We start from the raw sequence: 23,739 nt of genomic DNA, 5'->3' as shown, positions 1-23,739 counted from the left end.
CACTCGTCGGAGAACACCACGCACCCGGCAAGCGGGTGCAAGCGGCGCGAACGGGGCCATCGGCCCACGAGCGCCGCCGGTACGGGAGCGGAACGGGGGCACGGGGCCAGCGCGGTCGGTCGACCGCGTCGGGCGTCGGCGCGGTCCGCCGAACGGAAAGAGGGGGAGTCATGATCTGGGTCGTCTTGGCCGCCGGGATCTTCGTGGCGTCGATGGTGTTCCTGGGCTCCATCCTGCTCTCCGTGCGCACCTCGGCGAGCGCACGGGGCAGCAGCGGCGGCGGAGCGCGCCGGGGCGCGAGCGGGAAGAAGGGCAAGGGCAAGAAGGGTTCGTCCGGCAGCTGGTACGGCGGGAGCAGCTCCTCCGGCGACACCGGCACGTCCTGTGGCGGGGGAGGGTCCTCCTGCGGCAGCTCGTCCTCCTGCGGGGGTGGCGGCGGATGCGGTGGCGGTAGCTGACGCCTGACACCGCGCACCTCCTGTGCGCCCGGGGCGCCCGGCGGTTCCGACCGGCGGGCGCCCCGGTGCGTCACTCCCCACACGGGGGCGCCCGATGCGAGGCGGGGGCGCGTGACAGCGGCGCACTCCCGGTTCGGGAGTCGTGTTGCGCACCGCCCGCCCCATGCGTCCCGTCCCGTCATCACCGGTTCGGAGGACGGGGGTTGAACAGGTGAGCTGTGCTGCCCTCCACGGGATGGAATGCGCATGAAGTTGGGTAAAAACGCTGTGGTGACGCTGAAGTTCATGATTCCCTCTTAACGTCAACGCAGCCCTCGGACACCTCGTGGGCACGAGCCGGCATGCAGCGGGCCCGGAGCCACTCCGGGCCGTACCCCCGCGCCAGCCGCGGGCGTCCGCCGGCCCCAACTCCCTTTTGTGTGCTAGCGGAGCCGACCCATGCTCACGACCCTGAAGACCTCCTACACCGACACCAGTGCCTCCGACCTCGCCTGGGCGCTGGGCCGGGAGCCGCTGCCCGCCCTGGCCACACTCGACCTCGAACTATCGGGAGCCAAGCTCCAGTTGCGCCTGCTGGGCGCCTCCCACCAGGTCCTCCTGGAGGAGGAGTACGGCACCTGCTCGGAGACCGTGGCCTGCATCCCCGGGCGCAGCACCCCCCTCCCGCTGGGAGTCGCCGAGCGCGTCGGGGACTGGGAGTACGAGTTCGCGGCCCGGGTCGAGACGCTCTCCGGCGGACAGTTCGCCGGCCGGGCGCAGGAACTCCTGGCCCTGGTCTCGGACCATCCGCAGGGGCTCGCCGGCGTCTTCCCCGGCGACCCCAACGCGTTCACGGCGATGCTCGCCCGGCGCCACAACGGCCACGTGCACTGGCGGACTTGGCACGCCTACCCGCAGGACGGTCAACTCGTCGCCACCCGCACCCGGGTCGGGGTGAGGGTGGCCGCCACCCTCTGACCGCCGCACCGGGCCGGTCATGTCGCCCCCCCCGCCAGGTCCACACGTGTGGGTGACCGACCCCGGTGAAACGGTGACGTACCGTCGCAACGTGATCGAATCGCCCCCGCCGGCCCCGGTCGCCGCACCGCCCCGCCCGACCCCCCGCACGGAACGCCGGGCGCCGTTGCCCCTGCCCGCAGGACCGGCCCGACTCCTCGTGCTCGTCGGGGTGTTCGTCTGCGCGGCCTGCGGACTCGCCTACGAACTCGAACTCCTCGCCCTGGCCTCCTCCCTGTTGGGCGACTCGGTCACCCAAGCCTCCGTCGTGCTCTCGGTGATGGTCTTCGCCATGGGCGTCGGCTCGCTCGCGGCGAAGCGGCTGCGCACCCGCGCGGCGCTCGGCTTCGGACTGGTCGAGGCGCTGCTCGCCCTCGTCGGCGGGGCCAGCGGACTCGCCCTGCACGCCTCGTTCGCCTGGTCCGGCGCCCCGGACGGCACCGGGACCGGGCCGCTGACCTGGGCGCAGGACCCGGCGGTCCTGCTGGTCTGCTTCTCCTTCGCGATCGGCGGACTCATCGGCGCCGAGGTCCCCCTGCTGATGGTCCTGATCCAACGCGTCCGGCGCCAGGACGCGGGCGGGGCCGTCGCCGACCTGTTCGCCGCCGACTACGTGGGCGCCCTGCTCGGCGGGCTCGCCTTCCCGTTCCTGCTGCTGCCCGCGTTCGGGCAACTCGTCGGCGCACTGCTGACCGGGGCGGTGAACGCGGTGGTGGGCGGGCTGCTGGCGCTCGGACTCTTCCACCGCGACCTGACCCGGCGGGCCCGCCGACTGGTGCTCCTCGCCAACCTGCTCGTCCTGGCGCTGCTCGCCACCGGCGCCGTCCTCGTCGACGACTTCGAGCACGCCGCCCGGCGCGCCGTGTACGGGGGCGACGTGCGGGCCGCGGTGTGGACCGGCCGCCAGGAGGTCGTGCTCACCGGCGGCGGGGACCGGGCGGTCCACCTCTACCTGGACGGCCGGCCCCGGCTGGCCGCCCCCGCCGCGCCGGCCGACTCCGCCCGCACGCCCTACGAGGCCCTGGTGCGGCCGGCGTTGGCGGGCGGCCGGCACGCCCGGGTGCTGGTGCTGGGCGGCGGCGACGGCCTGACCGCCCGGGAGGTCCTCGCCCACCCCGGGGTCACCCGGCTCGACCTGGTGGAGCCCGACCCCGGACTCGTCCGGCTCGCCCGCACCGAGCCGGCCCTCACCCGACTGAACGACGGCGCGTTCAACGACCCGCGGGCACGGGCCGCCGGGGCGGACGTCTTCGACTGGCTGCGCCGGGCGCACGCCCGTTCCGCCCCCGCCCGCCCGCGGTACGACGTGATCCTCTGCGACCTCCCGGGACCCGCCCGCACCGAGAGCGCCAAACTGTACTCACAGGAGTTCTACGCACTGGCCCGCTCGCTCCTCGCGGACGGCGGACGGCTGGCCGTCCGCATGGGCGCCCCGACCGCGGGCGCCCCCGGACCGCGGGGGCTGTGGACCGCCGAGGCGACCCTGCGGGCGGCCGGCCTGCACGTGGTCCCCTACCTGTCGCCCGGCACCGGGGACCGCGGCTGGGGCGTGCTGCTGGCCGGCCGGGACACCCCGCGGATCACCCTGCCCGAGGGAGGGACGTCCACCGAACGGCCCCCCGGCACCCGGGGGCTCACCACCGGGGCGCTCGCGGAGGCGGTACGGCGTGCGGAACGGCGACGACCCGCCTCCGCGCCGGTCTCCACCCTGGTCCACCCGCGTTACGCCTGAGCGCCGGCGCGCCCGCCCGCGGACCGCGCCCGGGGGAAGTTCTCCGGGTCCGGCAGCCCGCCCGCGGTGACGTCGGTAGGCTCCGGAGCCATGGAACACGAGGTGGTCATCGCAGCGCCGGTCGAGGTGCTGCGCGCGGCGCTCGCCGACCCGGCGACCGTGGCGCGCTCGGTCCCGGGATTCCAACAGGACGCCGGGGACGCCCCCGGCGCCGGCCGGCTCAGGCTGCGCGCCGGCGGCACCACCATCACCTACCGGGGAACCCTTCGGATCTCCCCCGGCGCCGAAGGGGTCACCCTGGAGGCCATCGGTACGGAGGTCCGCGGCGGAGCCACCGTCCTCGCCACCGTCACCGTCGCCCTGGCCCCCGGCCCGGAGCCCGCCGCCGGCACCCGCCTCGCCTTCACCGTCACCGCGAGCGGCGACGGCCGCGCCGGTGACCTCGCGGTCGAGGCCCTGCACGCCGCGGGCGCCCGTCTGCTGGACCGCTTCGCCGAGGCCCTCGCCGCCGGGCTCGCCCGGCCCGCCCCGAGCGCTCCCGCCGACGAGGACGACGGTGCCGAGGACGGGGCCCACGACGACGGGGCCCACGAGCACGGAGCCGGGGACGAGGCGGGCGAGGCCCCCGCGGAGGGCGGGGCCGCACCGGCCCCGGACCCCGCCGCACGCGACGACGAACCGACCGAACAGCCCCCCGACCGACCCTCCGACCGGCCGGGCGCCGAGCAGGACCCCCGGGAACGCGGGGTGGCCGAGGCCCTCGACGAGGCGCTCGCCGAACGGATGGCCGCCGAGGTGGAGGCCGGGATCGCCCGGGGCGACGCCCCGCCCGCGGAAGCGGCCCACGCCCGGCGCACGATGATCGGCCGCAGCGCGGAGGAGGTCGACCACGCGCCCCCGCGCGGTCGCTACGCGCCCGTGCCGGCGCCCGAGACCGTCGCGCCCGGCGCGACCCTGCGGTGGGCCGCCCCCGCCGCCGCCGTGGTGGTGGCCACGGCGATCGTGGTGGGCCGGGCCCTGCGCCGGCGGGGCTGATCGCTGGTCGTAGGGTCGGTGCGTGAGCAACGACGAGATCACGCTGACCGCGGGCGACGCGGAGGTGACCGTGCGGCCGGGCGACGGCTGCCGGATCGGGAGTCTGCGGGTCGACGGGACGGAACTGCTGCGGCAGGGCGACCGCTTCGGGTCCTTCCCCATGGTGCCGTGGTGCGGACGCATCCGCGACGGCCGGTTCCGGGACGGCGCCCGGGTCCACCAGATGCCGCTCAACGCGGCCCCGCACGCCATCCACGGCACCGCCCGGGACGGCGTCTGGCGCACCGCCCGGCACGCGCTCACCGCCACCCGCGCGGTCTTCACCCACGAGCTGACCGACCCGTGGCCCTACCCCGGGCTGGTCACCCAGACGGTGGAGATCACTCCGGACTCGTTGACGCTGGGCCTCGCGGTGGAGACCTACGGTTCGTCGTTCCCCGCCCAACTCGGCTGGCACCCCTGGTTCAACCGGCGGCTGGAGGCGGACGGCCCGGAGGTGGAGATCGCGTTCGACGCGGCCTGGCAGGAGGAGCGGGGCGAGGACCACCTGCCCACCGGGCGCCGCATCGATCCGCTCCCCGGCCCCTGGGACGACTGCTTCGGGATGCCCGAGGGCGTCGACGTGACCCTCACCTGGCCCGGCCGGCTGGCGCTGACCGTGGCCTCCCGCGAACCGTGGGTGGTGGTCTACGACGAGCAGGAGGCGGCGGTCTGCGTGGAACCGCAGACCGGCCCGCCGAACGGCCTGAACACCGCCCCCCGGCTGGTCACCCCCGTCGAACCGCTGGAGGCCACCACCACCTGGACCTGGCGCCGCCCCTGAGGGACGGCGCCGGGGCCCCGACCCCGCTCAGTCCGTCTCCAACCGGAAGTCGAAGACGGAGGAGTCGAAGCGGTTGTAGCCCTCGTAGTCGATGAGGTCGTACAGCTCGCGCCGGTGCTGCATCTCGTCGAGCCGGTCGGTCAGGGCGCCCTGCTCCAGCAGGGTGCTCAGACCGCGGTCCGCCGCGCCCATCGCCAACCGCAGCAGCGAGACCGGCCAGATGACGAGGTTGACCCCGACGTCCCGCAACTGGTCGACGGTGAACAGCTCGCTCTTGCCGAACTCGGTCATGTTGGCCAGGATCGGCACCTCGATCGCGGCTCTGACCCGCTCGAACTCCTCCAGGGTGCGCAGCGCCTCCGGGAAGACCGCGTCCGCCCCCGCGTCCACCAACCGCTTCGCGCGCTCGATGGTGGCGGCCACCCCCTCCACGGCCCGTACGTCGGTGCGCGCCATGACGAGGAAGTCCGGGTCGCGGCGGGCGTCCACGGCGGCCCTGATCCGCTGCACCGCCGTGGACACCTCGACGACCTGCTTGCCGTCGAGGTGGCCGCAGCGCTTGGGGTTCACCTGGTCCTCGATGTGCAGGCCGCAGAGTCCGGCGTCCTCCAACTCCTGGACCGTGCGGGCCACGTTCATCGGCTCGCCGAAGCCGGTGTCGGCGTCGGCGAGGACCGGCAGGTCGGTGACCCGGGTGATCTGCCGGGTGCGCTGGGCGACCTCGGTGAGCGTGGTCAGCCCGATGTCGGGCAGTCCGAGGTCGGCGCTGAGCACCGCCCCCGACACGTAGACGCCCTCGAAGCCGCGGCGCTCGATGAGCCGGGCCGACAGGGGGTTGAAGGCGCCCGGCACTCGCAGCAACTCGCCGGAGGCCAAGCGCTGACGGAAGGACCGACGCTTCTCGGCATCGGTGCGCGTGCTGTACAGCATCCTCGGCTCCTAGAAGATTCCGGGGCGTCCGGCGGGCGGCAGCTGCCCCGCCAGGGCGACGAAGGTCAGGTCCCGGACCTCGGCGGCGCTGAGCTCGGGGAGCCGCAGTGCCAGGTCGAGGAACCGCTGCACCTCGGCCTCGCCCAGGACCGGGGTGGCCAGGGTGCGGAACTTCTCGACGTAGTTCTCCCGGGCGAAGGGCCGAGCCCCTGCGGGGTGCGCGTCCGCGACGGCGATCTCGTCCTCGATGGTCCGGCCGTCGGTCAGGGTGACGACGACGCGCCCGCCGTAGGACTGGCTGTCCCCGCCGGCGTGGTAGCGCTCCGTCCACACCGGGTCCTCCACGGTGGTGATCTTCTGCCACAGCGCGACGGTGTCGGGGCGGGCGGCCCGCTCCGGGGCGTAGGAGTCGACGTGGTGCCAGCGTCCGTCCTGGAGGGCGACGGCCAGGATGTAGGGCAGCGAGTGGTCGAGGGTCTCGCGGGAGGCCAGCGGGTCGTACTTCTGCGGGTCGGCCGCGCCCGAGCCGATGACGTAGTGGGTGTGGTGGGAGGTGTGCACCACGATGCTCTCGACCCGTGTCGGGTCCGCCGCCTCGGGGTGCTCCCGCAGCAGCTTGCGCGCCAGGTCGATCCACGCCTGCGCCTGGTACTCGGCGGAGTGCTCCTTGGTGTAGCTGAGCAGGATCGCCTCCTTGGCCTCGCCGGGGCCGGGCAGCGGCACCTCGTACCGGCCCTCCGGACCGTCCAGCAGCCAGGCGATGACGCCGTCCTCGCCCTCGTAGATCGGGGCGGGGCTGGTCTCGCCGCGCATCGCGCGGTCCACGGCCTCGACGGCGAGCTTGCCGGCGAAGCCCGGGGCGTACGCCTTCCAGGAGGAGATCTCGCCCTTGCGGGACTGCCGGGTGGCCGTGGTGGTGTGCAGCGCCTGGCCGATGGCCTGGTAGATCACCTCGACCGGGAGGTCCAGCAGGGTGCCGATGCCCGCGGCGGCGGAGGGGCCGAGGTGGGCGACGTGGTCGATCTTGTGCTTGTGCAGGCTGATCGCGCGCACCAGGTCGATCTGGAGCTCGTAGCCGGTGGCGATGCCGCGGACCAGGGCGGCGCCGTCCTTGCCGGCGTGCTGGGCCACCGCGAGGATCGGCGGGATGTTGTCGCCGGGGTGCGAGTAGTCGGCGGCCAGGAAGGTGTCGTGGTAGTCGAGTTCGCGGACGGCGACCCCGTTGGCGTAGGCCGCCCACTCGGGGCTGGTGCGCGTCTCGGCGCCCAGGGCGAAGACCGTCGCGCCCGCTCCGCCGCGGCTCGCGGAGTGCGTCAGCGCCTGCTCGCGGGCCGAGGAGGGGGCCGACCGGGCGAGGGAGGCGGCGGCGACCGAGGCGTTGTCGATGACCCGGTTCACGATCATCTCGACGACGGGTTCGGTGACCTCGACCGGGTCGGCGGCCACCTCGGCCATCTTCCAGGCCAGCTGCTCCTCGCGGGCCAGGTTCTCCTCGCTGCGGTGGGAGCGGACGGGATGGTTCTTCATGCGGGCGTCTCCGTGGTTCGGACGGGGTGGTGGCCCCGCGGAGGCGTCTCCTGGAGATGTCGCGAATATTTCGAAACTTGAGGCTCTTGCAGCCTTTTAGCTTCTTTAGCTCATTCCGAGGGACGCCAAGATTGGCGGTAATGCTCAAAACTGTTGTGCAGATGTACGTGTGTGGCGTGGAGAGCGAGTACCACGTCCTGTCGGGTGATGGCCCGCGCGATGAGCGAATGCTCTCCGGCGGAGGCCTCCAACCGGGCCTGCGAGTGGCCGGCCATGCGCCGCACCCGGGCGACGTGCATGCGCAGGTTCTCCATCGCGTCGACCAGGAAGGAGTTCTCCGTCGCCGCGGCGATGGCCTCGTCGAAGCGTCGGATGAGCGCGAAGTACTGGCTCACCTGTTCGTCCGTGGGGGTGGGGCCCCGCAGGACGTCCTGCCACTGGGCGAACTCGTCCTCGAACTCCGCGAAGACGGTGGACTCCCCGCGCTGTGCGGCGAGTTGGGCCGCCTGTGCCTCCAGGCAGGCCCGTAGTTCGAACAGGCTCCGGACGTCGCGTTCGCTGATCTGGGTGACCACGAGTCCGCGTTTGCCGGACGGTTCGGCGAGGCTCTCGGCGACGAGCTGGCGCAGGGCCTCGCGCACCGGGGTGCGGGAGACCCCGAGGCGCTCGGACTGCTCGACCTCGAAGAGGTGTGCGCCCGGCGGCAGTACGCCGTCGAGGATCTCCGACCGCAGTTGCATGTAAGCACGCCCTGCGGCTGTGGGGGAAGAGGTGAACATAGAGTGAGTGTATACATACGCTTCAGTGATGGTCACGACCTGGGCACCTTTTCCCCGGGAACTCTTGTAGCTACCCCCTTGGATGTATACATTCCGTTGCTCAAGACCCCCCGTCACCCCGTCGAAGAGGCAAGGACGTCTCTATGAAGGTCACTCGTGTCACCGCTGCCGCCGCGGTCACCGTCGCTCTCGTCGCCCTCAGCGCGTGCAGCGACACCAATGACACCTCCTCGGGCGACAAGCCCAAGGCGGGCGACAAGAAGTCCCAGGCGAAGTCCCTGAACCGGCTGGAGATCATCGCTCCCGCCGCCCCGGGCAGCGGTTGGGACCAGACGGCCCGCGCGGTCCAGGACGTGATGAGAGCCGGCAACCTGGTCAAGGCGCCGGAGGTCAAGAACGTCCCGGGCGCCTCCGGCACCGTGGCCCTCGCCCAGGTCGCCCCGCAGAAGGGCAAGGAGGAGGTCTGGATCGCCTCCGGCCTGGCCATGATGAGCGGTGTCATCAGCAACGGCACCGACGTCACGCTGGACAACCTCACCCCGCTGGCCCGCCTGGTGGGCGAGTACGAGGTGATCGTCACGCCCAAGGACTCGCCCTACAAGTCGGTCGAGGACCTCTTCAAGGCGATCAAGAAGGACCCCAAGTCGGTCGCGATCGCGGGCGGTTCGGCCGGTAGCGCCGACCACATCTACATCGGCCTGCTCGCCAAGCACTTCGGCGTCAAGCCGGCCGACGTCAACTACGTGCCCTACAGCGGCGGCGGCGAAGCCACCACCGCGATCCTCGGCGGCAAGGTCCAGGCCGGCATCTCCGGCCTGAGCGAGTTCTCCGCCCAGGTCAAGGAGGGCAAGATGAAGGGCCTCCTGATCTCCTCGGAGAAGCCCGTCGAGGGCGTGGAGTTCGCCCAGACCGGCGCCGACGTCAACAAGGACCTCGCCTTCCAGAACTGGCGCTCCATGATGGCGCCCGCCGACATCAGCGACGCGGTGAAGACCCAGTACGTCGACACCCTCACCAAGATGCACGACTCGCAGGGGTGGAAGGACGCCCTCGCCAAGAACGCCTGGAACGACAACTTCATCGCCGGCGACGAGTTCGGGACCTGGCTGAAGGAGGAGAACGCCCGGGTCCAGGGGGTCCTCGACGAGCTCGGCCTGTCCAAGAAGTGATTCGACTCCGGTAAGTGGGTGCCCGCGCGTCGCGGGCACCCACCGCAAGGCGTGAAAGGCACCGCATGAGCAGCACCCACTCGTCACCCCCCGAGCCCGCCTCGACCGAGAGCACCGAGCGCCAGGACAGCCGAGGACTACCCCTGGGCGAGTGGGCGGTGGCCGCAGGACTCCTCGCCATCGGAATCGTCACCCTGCTCGACGGGCTCGGGCAGACGGCCTCCACCTCCGCCTCGGGGGTCGGCGCCGGCTTCCTGCCCAAGGTGGTCGGCGTCCTGCTGATCGGGCTCTCCCTGGCGCTCGGCGTCCAGATCGCCCGCGGCCAGCGCGGCGAGGCCGAGACCGCCGAGGGCGACGTCGACGTCCGCCACACCCAGTGGGTGCCGCTCGCCGTGTGCGTCGCCGCCGTACTGATCTTCATCGCCGGCATCGACACCCTCGGCTACGTCATCGTCTCCGCGATCGCGTTCTGGCTCACCGCCTGGGCCATGGGCGCCCGCAGCCACGTCAAGTCCGCGCTCATCGCGGTCGTGGTCTCCGTCGTCGTGTACCTCGTCTTCACCCGCGCGCTGGGCATCCACCTGGCCGCCGGCGTCCTGGAAGGGGTGCTCTGATGTCGGGTCTGGAAGGACTCCTCGACGGGCTCGCGGTCGCCCTCACCTTCGAGAGCCTGCTCTTCGCCCTGATCGGCACCGTCGTGGGCACGCTGATCGGCGTGCTGCCGGGCATCGGCCCGGCGCTGACCATCGCCCTGCTCCTGCCGATGACCTACGGCCTGGAGCCCGGTTCCGCGTTCATCATGTTCGCCGGCATCTACTACGGCGCCATGTACGGCGGCTCCACCACCGCGATCCTGCTGAAGACGCCCGGTGAGTCGGGCTCGGTGATCACCGCGATCGACGGCAACAAGATGGCCCGTCGGGGCCGCGGAGCCGCCGCCCTCGCCACCGCCGCCATCGGCTCCTTCGTCGCCGGCACCATCGCCACCGTGCTGCTCGCGCTCTTCGCGCCGTGGATGGTCGAGATCGCCGTCAAGCTCGGCGCCCCCGACTACTTCGCGCTCATGGTGGTCGCCTTCCTCACCGTCAGCGCCCTCGTCGGCAGCTCCCCGCTGCGCGGCCTCGTCTCCATGTCGCTCGGCCTGGTCGTCGGCATGGTCGGCCTGGACTTCCAGAGCGGCCAGCAGCGCCTCACCTTCGGCGAGGTGTCCCTGCTCGACGGCATCGACACGGTCGTGCTGATCGTCGCCCTCTTCGCGCTGGGCGAGGTGCTCTACGTCTCCGCGCACCAGATGACCAGCCGCTTCGACGTCATGGAACTGCGCAAGGGCAAGACCTGGATGACCCGCGACGACTGGCGGCGCGCCTGGCGCCCCTGGCTGCGCGGCACCTCCATCGGCTTCCCGCTCGGCGTCATCCCCGCGGGCGGCTCCGAGATCCCGACCTTCCTCTCCTACACCCTGGAGCGCAAGCTCTCCAAGAAGCCGAAGGAGTTCGGACACGGCGCCATCGAGGGCGTCGCCGGACCGGAGGCCGCCAACAACGCCAACGCGGCCGGCACCCTCGTCCCGCTGCTGACGCTCGGCATCCCGACCTCCGCCACCGCGGCCGTCATCCTGGTCGCCTTCCAGCAGTACGGCATCCAGCCCGGACCGCAGCTGCTGGACACCCAGTCCTCGCTGGTCTGGGGCCTGATCGCCAGCCTGCTGATCGCCAACGTGATCCTGCTCGGTCTGAACCTGCCGCTCATCGGCCTCTGGGTGAAGATCCTGGAGATCCCCAAGCCGTACCTGTTCGCGGGCATCATGAGCTTCGCCCTGCTCGGCACCTACGCCGTCAACGGCAGCGCCTTCGACGTCGGGGTCCTGCTGGTCTTCGGCCTCGTCGGCTACCTGATGCGCCGGTTCGGCTTCCCGATCTCGCCGATGATCGTCGGCGCCATCCTCGGCCCGCTCGCCGAGGTCCAGCTCCGCCGGTCCCTCGACATCGCCGGCGGCAACCTCACCACCCTGGTCTCGACGCCCTTCACCATCGTCGTGTACCTCACCCTGGCCGCCGTCCTGGTCGGCGGCTTCCTGCTCCGCCGTCGCCCGACGCACCACGAGATCCTCGTCGAGGCCGCGCACGACGACACCGTCGACTGCGCGGAGATCGAGGCCGCGGACGGCAAGGACGACACGGACGGCGAGGGCGGGGCCGGGGCCGCCGTCGGCGCGGGCGCCAAGCCGTCGCTCGACAAGGAGTCCGCGGACGGGAACGGCACCGGGGGACCGACGCCCCCGAAGGCCGAGAAGCCCCCGACCGACTGACCGGACCCCACCCGCACCACTCACCCGCCGGGCCGGTGACCACCTCCAGGTCACCGGCCCGGCGGCGGTGCGCCCCAGGTCAGACGAGGTTTCCCGGGCCCCGACCGGGCGGATCTCCCCAGCGGGCCCGGCAACCGCCCGCGGCCCAGGGTCTCTTGTTCGGATCTTGCTGGGCTCGCGTGCCCTGGCACCGCGCCTCGCGGCGTTGTCGTCAGTCGCCAACGCTCCGCGTGGGCTCCCTCCTCCGCCTTGCGATCCACGGCACCAGACCCCGCTCCCCGGTCCAGCCTGACCCGAACAAGAGACCCTAAGCTGACCGGCATGAGCGACGCACGCAACGCCCTGCTGACGCAGATCAAGGACAAGGCCGTGGTCCACGGCAAGGTGACCCTCTCCTCGGGGATCGAGGCGGACTACTACATCGACCTGCGCAGGGTCACCCTCGACGGCGAGGCCGCGCCGCTGGTCGGCCAGGTGATGCTGGACCTCACCGCCGACCTCGACTACGACGCGGTGGGCGGCCTCACCATGGGCGCCGACCCGGTCGCCGGGGCCATGCTGCACGCCGCCGCGGCCCGCGGCCGGCGGCTGGACGCCTTCGTGGTGCGCAAGGCCGCCAAGGCCCACGGGATGCAGCGCCAGGTCGAGGGCCCGGACATCCGCGGCCGGCGCGTCCTGGTGGTGGAGGACACCTCCACCACCGGCGGCTCCCCGCTGACCGCCGTCGCCGCGGTGCGCGAGGCCGGTGCCGAGGTCGTCGCCGTCGCCACCATCGTCGACCGCGCCACGGGCGCCGCCGAGAAGATCAGCGAAGGCGCCTCGGTGCCGTACCGGTACGCCTTCGGCAAGGACGAGCTGGGCCTGGACTGACCCCGCCCTCCCGGTCGACATGCCCGGTGTGCCCCGGTTCGCTCCGGGCACCCCGGGCCGGAGGGGGCCTTCCACATCTGGAAGGATGGCCCCGACGATGACGTCGCCACCCCGGAGCACCGGCCGATGAGGACGCAGCGGCGGAGCCCGGGTCCGGAACACCTAGTACGGGGTCGGTCAGTACCACATCCCGCACAGCATCGAGGAGCGGACAGATGCCCATCGCAACCCCCGAGGTCTACAACGACATGCTGGACCGGGCGAAGGCAGGCAAGTTCGCCTACCCGGCCATCAACGTGACCTCGTCGCAGACCCTGCACGCCGCCCTCCGTGGTTTCGCCGAGGCCGAGAGCGACGGCATCATCCAGATCTCCACCGGTGGCGCGGAGTTCCTGGGCGGCCAGCACAACAAGGACATGGTGACCGGCGCGGTCGCGCTCGCCGAGTTCGCGCACATCGTCGCCGCCAAGTACGACATCACCGTGGCGCTGCACACCGACCACTGCCCCAAGGACAAGCTCGACGGCTACGTCCGGCCGCTGCTCGCGGTCTCCGCCGAGCGGGTCGCCCGCGGCGAGAACCCGCTGTTCCAGTCCCACATGTGGGACGGCTCCGCGGAGACCCTCGCCGACAACCTGGCCATCGGCCAGGAGCTGCTGGCGCAGGCCGCCGCCGCCAAGATCGTCCTTGAGGTCGAGATCACCCCGACCGGCGGCGAGGAGGACGGCGTCACCCACGAGATCAACGACGAGCTGTACACCACCGTCGACGACGCCGTCCGCACCGCCGAGGCCCTCGGCCTGGGCGAGAAGGGCCGCTACCTGCTCGCCGCCTCCTTCGGCAACGTGCACGGCGTGTACAAGCCCGGCAACGTGGTGCTCCGCCCCGAGCTGCTGAAGGACCTCCAGGAGGGCGTCTCGGCGAAGTTCGGCAAGCAGGACCCGTTCGACTTCGTCTTCCACGGCGGCTCCGGCTCCACCGTCGAGGAGATCGCCACCGCGCTGGAGAACGGCGTGGTCAAGATGAACATCGACACCGACACCCAGTACGCCTTCACCCGCCCGGTCGTGGACCACCTGTTCCGCAACTACGACGGCGTCCTCAAGGTGGACGGCGAGGTCGGCGCCAAGAAGCAGTACGACCCGCGCACCTGGGGCAAGCTGGCCGAGGCCGGCATGGCCGCCCGGGTCACCGAGGCCTGCGCCCACCTGCGCTCCACCGGCACGCGGATCAAGTAGTCCCGTCCGGTACGTCCCGAGAGGCCCGGTTCCCGAGCGGAACCGGGCCTCTTCGGCGTTCCGCCGCACCTGGGAGACTGGAGACCATGGCCATTCACGAGAACCTGCTCGGGGGACCGCCCCCGACCCACCTGCCCGACGACCCCGGTCCGCGCGAGGCGCTGGCCGCCGGCACCGCCCCCGCCGAGGTCGCCGGCCGCTACCCGACCTCCTCGCTCGCCTGGGCGCAGCTCGCCGACGAGGCGTACGAGCGCGGCTCCGTCGTGGAGTCGTACGCGTACGCCCGCACCGGCTACCACCGGGGCCTGGACGCGCTGCGCCGCAGCGGCTGGAAGGGCCACGGCCCGGTGCCCTGGGAGCACGAGGCCAACCGTGGCTTCCTGCGCGCCCTGCACGCCCTCGCCCGCGCGGCCGGGGCGATCGGCGAGACCGAGGAGCACGCGCGCTGCTCGCAGTTCCTGAAGGACTCCTCCCCGACCGCCGCCCAGACCCTGGGCTGACCGGAGGGCCGGGTCGCACGTCGGGCGGGCGCCCGACGTGCGACCCCCTGTCGGGTGCGGGAAGGTCGCCGAGGACGCCGGGCCCGGGTCGAGCCGGCCCCGGCGGTGACGGGGCGGCGGCCCCGTCACCGCACCGAGATCCGCACCTCCCCGGCGTCCGGGCGGGTGGCGTCCAGGACGTCGCTGGGGATGCGGAACACCCGGCCGGGCGCCGCGGGCCAGGGGAGCCGCCGCTGGGCGACGACCCGGCCGCCCTGGCGGACGACGACCCGCGGGGCCGGGACGTAGCGGTCCGTCCAGGCCAGTAGCCGCCCCCGCGCGGGCGGCCCGTCCCCGACCCGCCGCAGCGACGGCGAGATCCAGCGCAGTGGTTCCTCGGCGACGATCCTGACCGCTCGGGAGTCGGGTGCGCGTCCCGCCAGGTGCTCCCGCACGCTCGCCGCCACCCGCTCGCCGTCGAGCGCCGCGACGTCGGCGGTGTCGACGGGGTGCAGCAGGTTGCCGGCCGCGAAGACGCCGGGACGGTCGGTGCGCAGGGCCGTGTCCACGAGGGGGCCGCGCGTTCCGGGATCCAGGGCCAGACCGGCGGCGCGCACCAGTTCGTTGTCGGGCACCCAGTCCCCGGTGAGCACCACCGTGTCGCAGTCGACGGTCTCCCGCACCCCGGTGTCCAGGTCTTCGATCTCCACGGCACGGACGGTCCCCGAGCCGAGGACGCGGGTCACCCGGGTGCGGGTGCGCACCGGCACCCGCATCAGGTGCCTGCCCGCTCCGGAGAGCAGGCCGTAGCTCTCGACGTGCCGCCGGTCGCTGGTCATCAGCACGGTCCGGCACCCGGCGTGCCGCAGGGTGAGCACGGCCGACCAACTGACCAACTCGCTGCCCACGACCACCGCCCGCCGTCCGACGTCCCGGCCCCGCAGGTGGACCAGGTTCTGGAGGAGGCCCGTGGTGTGGACCCCGGCGACCCGGTGGCCGGGGATCAGCCGGGCGGCGCGCGGACGCTCCCGGGCTCCGGTGGCGAGCACCACGGCTGAGGCGTGCACGTCGAGCAGTCCGTGGGGGGTGGTCACCTCCAGGCCGCCGGTGGTCGACCACCCGGTGGCCGTCGCGCTGGTGCGGATGACGGCGCCGGCCCGCTCGGCGTCGTGCACCATCCGGTCCGCGTAGACGGGGCCCTGCATGACCCGGTGCAGGTCGCGCAGGCCGAACCCGGTGTGGGCGCAGTGCCGGGGGATGCCCCCGGCCCGCTCTTCCCGGTCCAGGACGAGGACTTCGCCCGGCAGCGTCGCGGCGAGTTCCCGGGCCGTCCGCAGTCCGGCGGGTCCACCGCCGACGATGACCACCTCGGGTTCGAGTCGGGTGCGGGTCGTGGTCATCGGGCGGGCTTCCTTCCGGTGGTGCGGGGCTCGGCGGCCGGTGCGGACGGGTCCGCGCCGTCGGAGGCCGCCCTCGACGAGGTGAGGGCGTCGTCGAGCATGGACAGCACGGTGGCGCCGCAGTAGAAGCCCTGGCAGCGTCCGTTCATGGCGCGGGTGCGTCGCCTCAGTCCGCCCAGGTCCCGCGGAGGGATCGTGCTGTCGAGCGCGTCCCGGATCTCGCCGCGGGTGACCCGTTCGCAGAAGCAGGTGACCGTGCCGTACTCGGGGTCCCGGGCGATGCGCTCGGCGTCGGCGTAGGGGCGCAGCGTGGCCTCGCCGATGTTCGGCATGCGGGGCGGCCCGGGCAGGTCGGTGCGCGGGTCGAGCGGCAGGCCCGCGGCGCCGAGCAGGCCCTTGAGGTGTTCGGCGACCGCCATGCACGAGGTCAGTCCGGTCGAGCGGATGCCGCCGGCCACGGCGTAGCGCTGTTCGGCGCTCACCTCGATGGTGTAGTCGGGGACGTCGCTGGCCGCGCGGAGCCCGGCGTAGACCGCGGTGACCTCCTCGTCCAGCAGGCCCGGCATGATGCGCTCGCCCTTCTCCCGCAGGAAGGCGTAGCCGTCCTCGGTGGTGGCGCTGTCCGAGCGGTCGGTGAGGTCTTCGGCGGTGGGCCCGAGCAGGACGTTGCCGTAGACGGTGGGGCTCACCAGTACGCCCTTGCCGACCTTGGACGGCACCGGGAGCACGATGCGGTCGACCAGGGGCCTGGCCTGCTTGTCGTAGACCAGCAGTTCGCCCCGGCGGGGGTTCAGGTGGAAGCGGTCGAAGCCGAACTGCGCGTCGAGGAGGTCGCCGCCGAGGCCGGCCGCGTTGACCACCCAGCGCGCGTGGACGTCGCCCCCGCTCGTGTGCAGGACGGTCCGGTCGGTGCCGGCGCTGATCGATTCGACCCGGTGGGAGCGGAGCAGCCGCGCCCCCCGGTTGACGGCGTCGGTGGCCAGCGCCAGATTGGTGGTCCAGGTGCAGATGATGGACTCGCCGGGGACGGTGAGTCCGCCGAGCGCCCCCGGGCCGAGGGCGGGGACCTGGCGGTACACCTCGTCCGCGTCGACGATCTCGGTCTCCCGGTAGCCGTTGCGTTCGGCCTTGTCGCGCAGTGCGGGCAGGGCGGCGAGCTGTTCGGGGTCCCAGGCGACCAGGAGGGCGCCGGTCGGCTCGTAGGGGATGCCGGTCCGGCCGGCGTACTCCTTGAGCAGGTGGTACCCCTCGGCGACGAGCCGTGACTCCAGGGTGCCCGGGCTCGCGTCGAAGCCGGTGTGCAGGATCGCGGTGTTGGCCTTGCTGGTGCCGTCGCCGACGTCCGCGCGCGCGTCCAGCAGGACCACGTCGAGTCGGTGCCCGGCGAGGACCCGGGCGATGGCCGAGCCGATGACACCGGCCCCGACGACCGCGACGTCGACGACGTCGACGTCGTCGGATGGGCTCTTCATGCGTTCTCCTTGTCTCGCACCGTGTGGCCGAGCGCGCGGCGCCACCGGTCCCGGAACCCGGCGGCCCGGTCGGCGCTCATGCGCGGGGTGTAGCTGGTGCTCGGGGTCCAGTCGATGACCGCCCGGTCGAGCGGCAGGCCCGGGGTGGTGGCGGCGCGGGCGAAGCCGACCGCGCCCAGCGCGGTGGCGTGGGCCGAGGGGTAGACGTCGACCGGGAGTTGGAGCAGGTCGGCGACGGCCTGCATCAGGACCCGGCTGCGGGTGAGTCCCCCGTCGGCCCGCAACCGGCGGACGGGGGCGCCGATGTCGGTGCCGGCGCAGTCGACGAGTTCGGCGACCTGCGCGGCGATCCCGTCGAGGACCGCCCGCACCAGGTGTCCGGCCGTGGTGGAGAGCGTCATCCCGGTGAGCGTCGCGGTGGCCTCCGGGGCCCACCAGGGGGCGGACAGCCCGGCGAACGCAGGGACGCAGAGCACGCCCTGCGCGTCGGCCGCGGCGACGGAGTCGAGTTCGCCGGCGCCGGCGAGCAGGCCGAGGTCCTGGAGCCAGCGCACGGCGGAGGCGGCGGTCGGCACCTGTCCGTCGAGGCAGTACGCGGTTTCCCCGCGCACCCGCCAGGCGACGGACGCGGACAGGCCGGCGCGGGACCGGAACGGTGTCGTGCCGGTGTTCGCCAGGAGGAAGGCGCCGGTGCCGAAGGTGCACTTGGCCTCGCCGGGGGTGAGGCAGCCCTGGGCGAGCAGCGCGGCCTGTTGGTCGACGACCAGGCCGCCGACCGGGACGGGCCTGCCGAAGGCGGTGGTCTCCCCGACGAGTTCGTCGCAGTCGGCGATCCTGGGCAGTGCCTCGTCGGCGAGGCCGAAGCACTCCAGCAGTTCGGGCGCCCAGCGCACGGTGTCCAGGTCGACCAGCAGGGAGCGCGAGGCGGTGGCGGCGTCGGTCACGAACTCGCCGGTGAGCCGGTGCAGCAGCCAGCTGTCCGAGGTGGTGACCACGCCGTCGCCGGTCACCCGGTCCCGGAGCCAGCGCATCTTGGGCGCGGAGAAGTAGGGGTCCAGGACCAGTCCGGTGCGGTCCGCCACCAGGTCCGCGTACGGGGCCAGCGCGGCGCAGACGTCGGCGGAGCGGCTGTCCTGCCAGACGATCGCCCTGCTGAGCGGTTCACCGGTGCGCGGATCCCAGGCGAGCACCGTTTCCCCCTGGTTGGCCAGGGTGACGCAGTCCAGCGGGAGGCCCGCCTCGGCGACCGCGGCGCGGCCGGCGGCGAGCACCGACTCCAGGAGTTCCGTCGGGTCCTGCTCGACGCCGCCGCCGGCCAGGTAGACGGGGCGCACCGGGAGTTCGACGACGCTGTGGACGGTGCCCTCCGCGTCGACCACCATGGCCTTGGTGCCGGAGGTCCCCTGGTCGATGGCGAGGACGACGGTCATGATCCGGCTCCGTGCGAGGGGTCGGGCGTCGCGCTCTCGTGGCGTCGACCGGGCTGCGGGTGGACGTCCTCGCGCACGTGTCCCGGCCGGATGATCCGGCTGCCCTCGGCGGCGAGGGCGCGGGCCAGTTCCTCGGGCGGTCGTCGGTCGGTGATCAGTCCGTCGACGTGCTCCAGGGGTGCCACCCGGTAGGGGGCGATGCGCTGGAGCTTGGAGCCGTCGGCGAGCACGTAGTTGACCGCGGAGTTCCGCATGATGACGCGCCGGACGTGGACCTCGTCGAGGTGGAAGTCGGTCAGGCCGGCCTCGTCGTGCACGCCGCCGGAGCCGAGGAACGCCACGTCGGCGTAGACGTCCTCGAAGAACCGCTGGGCCACGGGTCCGGCCAGGGCGAGGTCGCCCCGGCGCATGCGCCCGGCGCTGAGGTGGACCTCGATGCCGGTGGCCTCGGCGAGTTCGTTGGCGACCAGTACCGAGCAGGTCAGCACCACCCCGGTGAAGTCCTTCGCCAGGGCACGTGCGACGTGCATCGCCGTGGTGCCGACGTCGATCACGACCGTCTGCCCCGGCCGGACCAGTTCGGCGGCGAGGGAGCCGATGACCGCCTTCGCCTCGCCGGCGGCGGAGTTGCGCTCTCCGAACGGGGGCTCGCCGCTGAGGTGATCGGTGCGGGTGGCGCCGCCGCGGACCCGTACCAGCAGGCCCTTGGCCTCCAGTTCGGCGAAGTCGCGGCGGATGGTCTCGGTGGAGACGTCCAGGGTGCCCGCCAGTTCGGCGGTCGACACCACACGACCCTCCTGGATCGCCTGCGAGATCAGGGCGTGCCGTTCGGCTGCGAGCATGTTCTGACCGTCCCTATGGCCGAATGTGGTTTTCTGTGGGGAAGTATGGCCTTGGCCTCCAGGTCAGTCAAGGAGCTTCCCCTGGGCGACGACCCCGGGGTCTCGCCGTCCGCCGCTGGATGGCTCGATCAACCTCCTCTGTACTGGCCTTTCTTCGGGACTCCAGAAAGCGGAGGGATGGAGCGGTGGGCTGCACCCGGTGGGCGAGGTCTTGTCAAGTGTCACAGAGGCGGTCACTATGTCCTCACGCAACCCACAGGAAACCACGATTGCGGGCAGAATCGGTCTTCTTCTGGCTCGCGGCACGCGCACTCCGAGCGACCTGGGCTATCCGGGCACGAGACGCCCCGCCCCCCACGGCTGTGGCGCCCTCGTCAAGGAGGCAGACATGAACTAGGAGAGTCATGACGGAGAAGTACGCGATAACCATCGCCTTCACCGCGCTGCTGTTTTTCCTCGCCTACCGGTCCTACCGCCGCATCAACAGCTACCAGGACTACAACCTGGCGGGGCGCAAGACCGGCTTCGCCACCCTCGTGGCCACCTTGGGCGCGGCCGAGTTCAACACCGCCACGCTGATCGGAGGGGCCTCGGTCGCCTACCTCTACGGCACCGTGGGGCTCTGGTACACGTCGTTCATCTTCGTCTTCGTCTTCAGCATCTACGCCTGGACCGTCGCCAAGCCCTACCGGCGCCTGCGGATATCGACGATCGCGGAGTTCTTCGAACGGAGATTCCCCGGCAGACGGGCGGAGACCACCAGGGCGCTCGCCAGCGTGGTGACCCTGACCTTCACCTGGATCGCGCCCGCGACCTACCTCGCCGGACTGTCGGTGGTCCTGTCCGTGCTGCTCGGCGTGGAACCGCTGGTCACGGTCTGCGTGATCACGATCCTGTGCCTCCTGCTCTCCCTGGCCGGCGGCTTCATGACCGCCATCTCCTTCGACATCGTCGCCTACGTCATGATCCTCGTCTTCGTGCCGGCGATGTTCTGGATCGGCTACACCAACGCGGGCGGCTTCGACCAGCTCAGCAAGGTCTTCGACGCCCAGTACCTGTCGTTCGAGCCGATCTGGGACCTGGAGAACTACGGGTTCGCCGCCATCCTCACCTGGTGCTTCCAGAACATCATGCTGTACGTGGCGGCCCCCTGGTACGGGCAGCGCATCTTCTCCGCCCGCAACGAACGCGTCGCCTACCGGGCCATGCTGGCCAACACGGTGCTGATCGTCGTGCTGTACGCCTTCGTCGCGCTCGCCACCATGTTCAGCCGGGTCCTCATGCCCGACCTCGACAAGCCCGAGGAAGCGCTCCCGAGACTGGTCCTGGAGTACACCCCGCCCATCATCCAGGGGCTGATGCTGGTGACCCTGCTGCTGGTCGGGATCAGCACCATGGTGGCGATCTGGAACTCCGCGGTCTCGATCGTGGTCAACGACCTGCTCAAGCGGTACGCGTTCCGCGAGCGCAGCGACCAGTTCTACGTGCGCGCCAGCCGGATCGTGTTCCTGGTGCTCGGCCTCTCGACCCTCGTGTTCGCGCTCTCCTTCGTCGGCAACATCCTCCTCGTCCTGACCTACGTCTCCGTGTTCACCGCGCTGCTCGCCTTCCCGATCCTGGCGGGCCTGTACTGGAAGCGCTTCACCACGGACGCGGCACTGGGTTCGCTCGTGGTCGGGGTCGTGTACGTCGTCATCGCCCTGCTCGCGGACTTCCCGTACCACCTCGTCAGCCCCGTCGGCATCGCGCTGAGCGCCCTGGTCGGCACGATCATGACGCTGGCGGGGGGCCGCAAGGCCATCGATCCACAAGTGGAACGGTTCTTCGCGACCGCCCACGGCACTCACGACACCAAGGGAGCACCGGACCATGCCGACATCTGACGCCTACCTCCGGCTGGACGAGAACGGCGACGTCCTCGACATCACCGGCTACGCGGACCGGTGGAGCGTACGCCCCGGCGAGCCGATCACCTTCCACGTCAGCACCAACCGGGCCGAGTACCGCGCCGAGGTCGTGGAGCTGCTCGGCGGGATGACCGACCCCCGTTCGACGCAGCTCCCCGTACGGGAGGTGGGGGCGGAGTGCGACGGCACCCGTCCGGGACGGATCCAGCGCACCGACATCGGCTCGTACGCCGAACTGCCGCTGCCGGAGCGGTGGCTCGCGGGCAACGCGTGCAACGTGCAGCTGCGCTTCCTGCCCACCGTGCCGCGGGCCGGACACCAGCAGGTCCTCTTCCACTCCGGTGACCTCGACGGCGGACCGCACCTCGTCGAACTGGCCGTCGACCCCGAGGGCCGGCTCGGCCTCACCCTCGCCGACGCCTCGGGGCAGGTCCGGCTGGTCTCGGGCGCCGAACTGCACGCCGGCTGCTGGTACTTCGTCAACCTCGCCTACGACGGAGCGGCGGGCCTGGTGCGGCTGGACGTCGCCCGGACCACGGGCTGGCGGGCCGAGGGCCCGCGGGACACCGTCGAAGCCCCCGCGGCGCTGGACTTCAGCGGAGCCCTGCTGTCCGGGACCTACCTCGCCGGAGCCCCGACACCGATCGACGGTACCCGCTACCTGGACCGGCACTTCAACGGCAAGATCGAGGACCCGCGCTGTCACCACCGCGCCCTGGACCCCTCCGAGGTGGCGGGCGCCCTGAGCGGCGGGAGCGTTCGACCGACCGCCCTCGTGGCCGACTACGACTTCGGGACGGACTTCTCCACCAGCCGCCTGCACGACCGTTCGGGCAACGGCCACCACGGCACCCTGCACCAGGCACCCCAACGGGGGGTGACCGGCAGCCGGTGGGACGGGCGCCACACGGACTTCCGCACCGCGCCCGACCACTACGCGGCGGTCCACTTCCACGAGGACGACCTGGAGGACTCCGGGTGGCTGCCCTCGCTCACCTGGACCGTACCGACCGGCACGCCCCCCGGCGCCTACGCCCTGCGACTGCGCGCCGGCGACGAGGTGGACTACGTCCCCTTCTTCGTCCGCCGCCCGGCGGGCAGCCGGGCCAAGGTGCTCTTCCTGGTCCCCAGCCTCACCTACCAGGCGTACGCCAACGAGCGGCTCTTCGAGTCCGGGCTGCAAGAGGACTTCATGGTCCACGACATGGCGCTCGCCCCCCAGGACGAGTTCATCGTGCGCCACGACGAGGTCGGCAGGTCCCTCTACGACACGCACACCGACGGCAGCGGCGTCGCCTACTCCTCCCGGCTGCGTCCCGTGCTGAACCTCCGGCCGCACTACCACAACTGGTTGTCCGGGCACGTGCGCCACCTGGCCGCGGACCTGTTCATCCTGGGCTGGCTCCGTTCCCTGGGGGAGGAGTACGAGTTCGACGTGGCCCTCGACGAGGACCTGCACCGCGAGGGGCCGGCCCTGCTCGCGCGGTACAACACCCTGGTGACGGGCTCCCACCCCGAGTACTGGACCCGGGACATGATGGACGCGCTGACCACCTACCTGGCCGACGGCGGGCGGCTGATGTACCTGGGCGGCAACGGCTTCTACTGGGTCACCAGCGTCTTCGAGGACCGGCCGCACCTCGTGGAGGTGCGACGGGGCAACTCCGGCACCAGGTGCTGGGACTCGCCGCCCGGGGAACTGGTGCACAGCGCGAGCGGCGACCACGGCGGGCTGTGGCGGTTCAACGGCTACGTCCCGCAGCAGGTCGTGGGCGTCGGCATGGCGGCACAGGGCTGGGGCCCGGCCGCCGGGTACCGGCGGCTGGACGACAGCCACGACGAGTCGGTCGCCTTCATCTTCGAGGGCGTCGCACCGGACGAGGTGATCGGGGACTTCGGCCACGTCCTGGGCGGCGCCGCGGGCGACGAGGTCGACCGGTTCGGCTTCGACCTGGGCACCCCCGCGCACGCACTGCGGCTGGCCACCTCGACCGGACTCGACGACCGGTACCAGATCACCCAGGAGGAGCTGCTGATGACCGCGCCGGGCCAGGGCGGCACCGAGAACGAGCGGGTGCGCTCCGATCTGACCTACTTCACGATCGACGGGGGCGGCGCCGTCTTCTCGGTGGGCTCCATCTGCTGGGCGGGCAGCCTCGCCTACCGCGGTTTCGACAACAACGTCGCCCGGATCACCGGCAACGTGCTGGCGAGGTTCGCCCAGGACCGGTGACCACCCCCCCCGCCCGGGCCCACCCCCTCGCCCGGGCGGGGCGGGCCCCTCCGCGGGGCCGGGTCGCACGTCGGGCGGCGCTCGACGTGCGACCCCTTGTCGGGTGCGGGA

Annotated in this window: 20 protein-coding genes; 13 read left to right on the top strand and 7 right to left on the bottom strand. The window is 72.3% G+C overall.

Features of this window, described 5'->3' with window-relative positions; genetic code table 11:
* The first annotated feature begins 170 nt into the window (after positions 1-170).
* The 5 genes from ABT092_RS18850 (at position 171) to ABT092_RS18830 (ending at position 5,044) form a co-directional block, all read left to right on the top strand.
* A complete protein-coding gene (locus ABT092_RS18850) occupies positions 171-458 on the top strand; it encodes a hypothetical protein (RefSeq protein WP_351245204.1) in 288 nt (95 codons plus the stop codon).
* Positions 459-896: 438 nt separating this feature from the next.
* On the top strand, positions 897-1,415 hold the full coding sequence (locus tag ABT092_RS18845; RefSeq protein WP_351245202.1) for a DUF2617 family protein: 519 nt from the start codon (positions 897-899) through the stop codon (positions 1,413-1,415).
* Between the two features lie 91 nt (positions 1,416-1,506).
* Positions 1,507-3,186, top strand: coding sequence for a polyamine aminopropyltransferase (locus ABT092_RS18840; protein ID WP_351245200.1), 1,680 nt, complete (start codon positions 1,507-1,509; stop codon positions 3,184-3,186).
* A gap of 90 nt (positions 3,187-3,276) precedes the next feature.
* On the top strand, positions 3,277-4,221 hold the full coding sequence (locus tag ABT092_RS18835) for an SRPBCC family protein (RefSeq protein ID WP_351245198.1): 945 nt from the start codon (positions 3,277-3,279) through the stop codon (positions 4,219-4,221).
* A 22-nt stretch (positions 4,222-4,243) separates the two neighbouring features.
* Entirely contained in the window at positions 4,244-5,044 is an 801-nt protein-coding gene (locus tag ABT092_RS18830) for an aldose epimerase family protein (protein ID WP_351245197.1), read from the top strand.
* A 27-nt stretch (positions 5,045-5,071) separates the two neighbouring features.
* Here ABT092_RS18830 and prpB read toward each other — a convergent pair whose 3' ends face one another.
* From prpB to ABT092_RS18815, 3 genes are all read right to left on the bottom strand, one after another.
* Positions 5,072-5,974: a methylisocitrate lyase gene (prpB, locus tag ABT092_RS18825; RefSeq protein ID WP_351245195.1), complete on the bottom strand. Its 903-nt coding sequence runs from the start codon at positions 5,972-5,974 to the stop codon at positions 5,072-5,074.
* Between the two features lie 9 nt (positions 5,975-5,983).
* Complete coding sequence (locus tag ABT092_RS18820) at positions 5,984-7,501, bottom strand: MmgE/PrpD family protein (protein ID WP_351245193.1); 1,518 nt, start codon at positions 7,499-7,501, stop codon at positions 5,984-5,986.
* A 110-nt stretch (positions 7,502-7,611) separates the two neighbouring features.
* Entirely contained in the window at positions 7,612-8,280 is a 669-nt protein-coding gene (locus tag ABT092_RS18815; RefSeq protein WP_351245191.1) for a GntR family transcriptional regulator, read from the bottom strand.
* Positions 8,281-8,423: 143 nt separating this feature from the next.
* Between ABT092_RS18815 and ABT092_RS18810 the strand changes: the two genes are divergently transcribed.
* The 6 genes from ABT092_RS18810 to ABT092_RS18785 all read left to right on the top strand — a co-directional run bounded on the left by ABT092_RS18810 (position 8,424) and on the right by ABT092_RS18785 (position 14,365).
* Positions 8,424-9,449 carry a Bug family tripartite tricarboxylate transporter substrate binding protein gene (locus tag ABT092_RS18810; protein WP_351245189.1) on the top strand — a complete coding sequence of 342 codons (1,026 nt, stop codon included), beginning with the start codon at positions 8,424-8,426 and terminating at the stop codon, positions 9,447-9,449.
* Between the two features lie 65 nt (positions 9,450-9,514).
* Complete coding sequence (locus ABT092_RS18805) at positions 9,515-10,063, top strand: tripartite tricarboxylate transporter TctB family protein (protein ID WP_351245187.1); 549 nt, start codon at positions 9,515-9,517, stop codon at positions 10,061-10,063.
* Positions 10,063-11,757 (top strand): tripartite tricarboxylate transporter permease, encoded by a 1,695-nt coding sequence (locus ABT092_RS18800; protein ID WP_351245185.1) that lies wholly within the window; start codon positions 10,063-10,065, stop codon positions 11,755-11,757. The genes ABT092_RS18805 and ABT092_RS18800 overlap by 1 nt, the downstream gene beginning before the upstream one ends.
* 321 nt (positions 11,758-12,078) lie before the next feature.
* Entirely contained in the window at positions 12,079-12,627 is a 549-nt protein-coding gene (gene pyrE / locus ABT092_RS18795) for an orotate phosphoribosyltransferase (RefSeq protein WP_351245183.1), read from the top strand.
* A gap of 215 nt (positions 12,628-12,842) precedes the next feature.
* Positions 12,843-13,865 carry a class II fructose-bisphosphate aldolase gene (gene fbaA / locus ABT092_RS18790; RefSeq protein WP_351245181.1) on the top strand — a complete coding sequence of 341 codons (1,023 nt, stop codon included), beginning with the start codon at positions 12,843-12,845 and terminating at the stop codon, positions 13,863-13,865.
* A gap of 86 nt (positions 13,866-13,951) precedes the next feature.
* Positions 13,952-14,365 (top strand): DUF3151 domain-containing protein, encoded by a 414-nt coding sequence (locus tag ABT092_RS18785; RefSeq protein WP_351245180.1) that lies wholly within the window; start codon positions 13,952-13,954, stop codon positions 14,363-14,365.
* Between the two features lie 125 nt (positions 14,366-14,490).
* On the opposite strand, the gene ABT092_RS18780 is transcribed toward ABT092_RS18785, so the two are convergent.
* Genes ABT092_RS18780 through ABT092_RS18765 form a run of 4 tightly spaced genes read right to left on the bottom strand, consistent with a single transcriptional unit; the run spans position 14,491 to position 19,488 of the window.
* A complete protein-coding gene (locus ABT092_RS18780; protein ID WP_351245179.1) occupies positions 14,491-15,744 on the bottom strand; it encodes an NAD(P)/FAD-dependent oxidoreductase in 1,254 nt (417 codons plus the stop codon).
* Positions 15,741-17,216 carry an NAD(P)/FAD-dependent oxidoreductase gene (locus ABT092_RS18775; protein WP_351245178.1) on the bottom strand — a complete coding sequence of 492 codons (1,476 nt, stop codon included), beginning with the start codon at positions 17,214-17,216 and terminating at the stop codon, positions 15,741-15,743. The genes ABT092_RS18780 and ABT092_RS18775 overlap by 4 nt, the downstream gene beginning before the upstream one ends.
* Positions 17,213-18,646 carry an FGGY family carbohydrate kinase gene (locus ABT092_RS18770; protein ID WP_351245176.1) on the bottom strand — a complete coding sequence of 478 codons (1,434 nt, stop codon included), beginning with the start codon at positions 18,644-18,646 and terminating at the stop codon, positions 17,213-17,215. The genes ABT092_RS18775 and ABT092_RS18770 overlap by 4 nt, the downstream gene beginning before the upstream one ends.
* On the bottom strand, positions 18,643-19,488 hold the full coding sequence (locus ABT092_RS18765; protein WP_351245174.1) for a DeoR/GlpR family DNA-binding transcription regulator: 846 nt from the start codon (positions 19,486-19,488) through the stop codon (positions 18,643-18,645). Before ABT092_RS18765 ends, ABT092_RS18770 begins: the two co-directional genes overlap by 4 nt.
* 404 nt (positions 19,489-19,892) lie before the next feature.
* Between ABT092_RS18765 and ABT092_RS18760 the strand changes: the two genes are divergently transcribed.
* Both ABT092_RS18760 and ABT092_RS18755 read left to right on the top strand, forming a co-directional pair.
* Complete coding sequence (locus ABT092_RS18760; RefSeq protein ID WP_351245172.1) at positions 19,893-21,371, top strand: sodium:solute symporter family protein; 1,479 nt, start codon at positions 19,893-19,895, stop codon at positions 21,369-21,371.
* On the top strand, positions 21,358-23,628 hold the full coding sequence (locus ABT092_RS18755) for a N,N-dimethylformamidase beta subunit family domain-containing protein (RefSeq protein WP_351245170.1): 2,271 nt from the start codon (positions 21,358-21,360) through the stop codon (positions 23,626-23,628). The genes ABT092_RS18760 and ABT092_RS18755 overlap by 14 nt, the downstream gene beginning before the upstream one ends.
* Positions 23,629-23,739: the final 111 nt, after the last annotated feature.

This window comes from Streptomyces sp. NPDC002490 (genome assembly GCF_040296045.1).
GTDB lineage: Bacteria > Actinomycetota > Actinomycetes > Streptomycetales > Streptomycetaceae > Streptomyces.
This window is presented reverse-complemented; position numbering and strand designations above follow the sequence as displayed.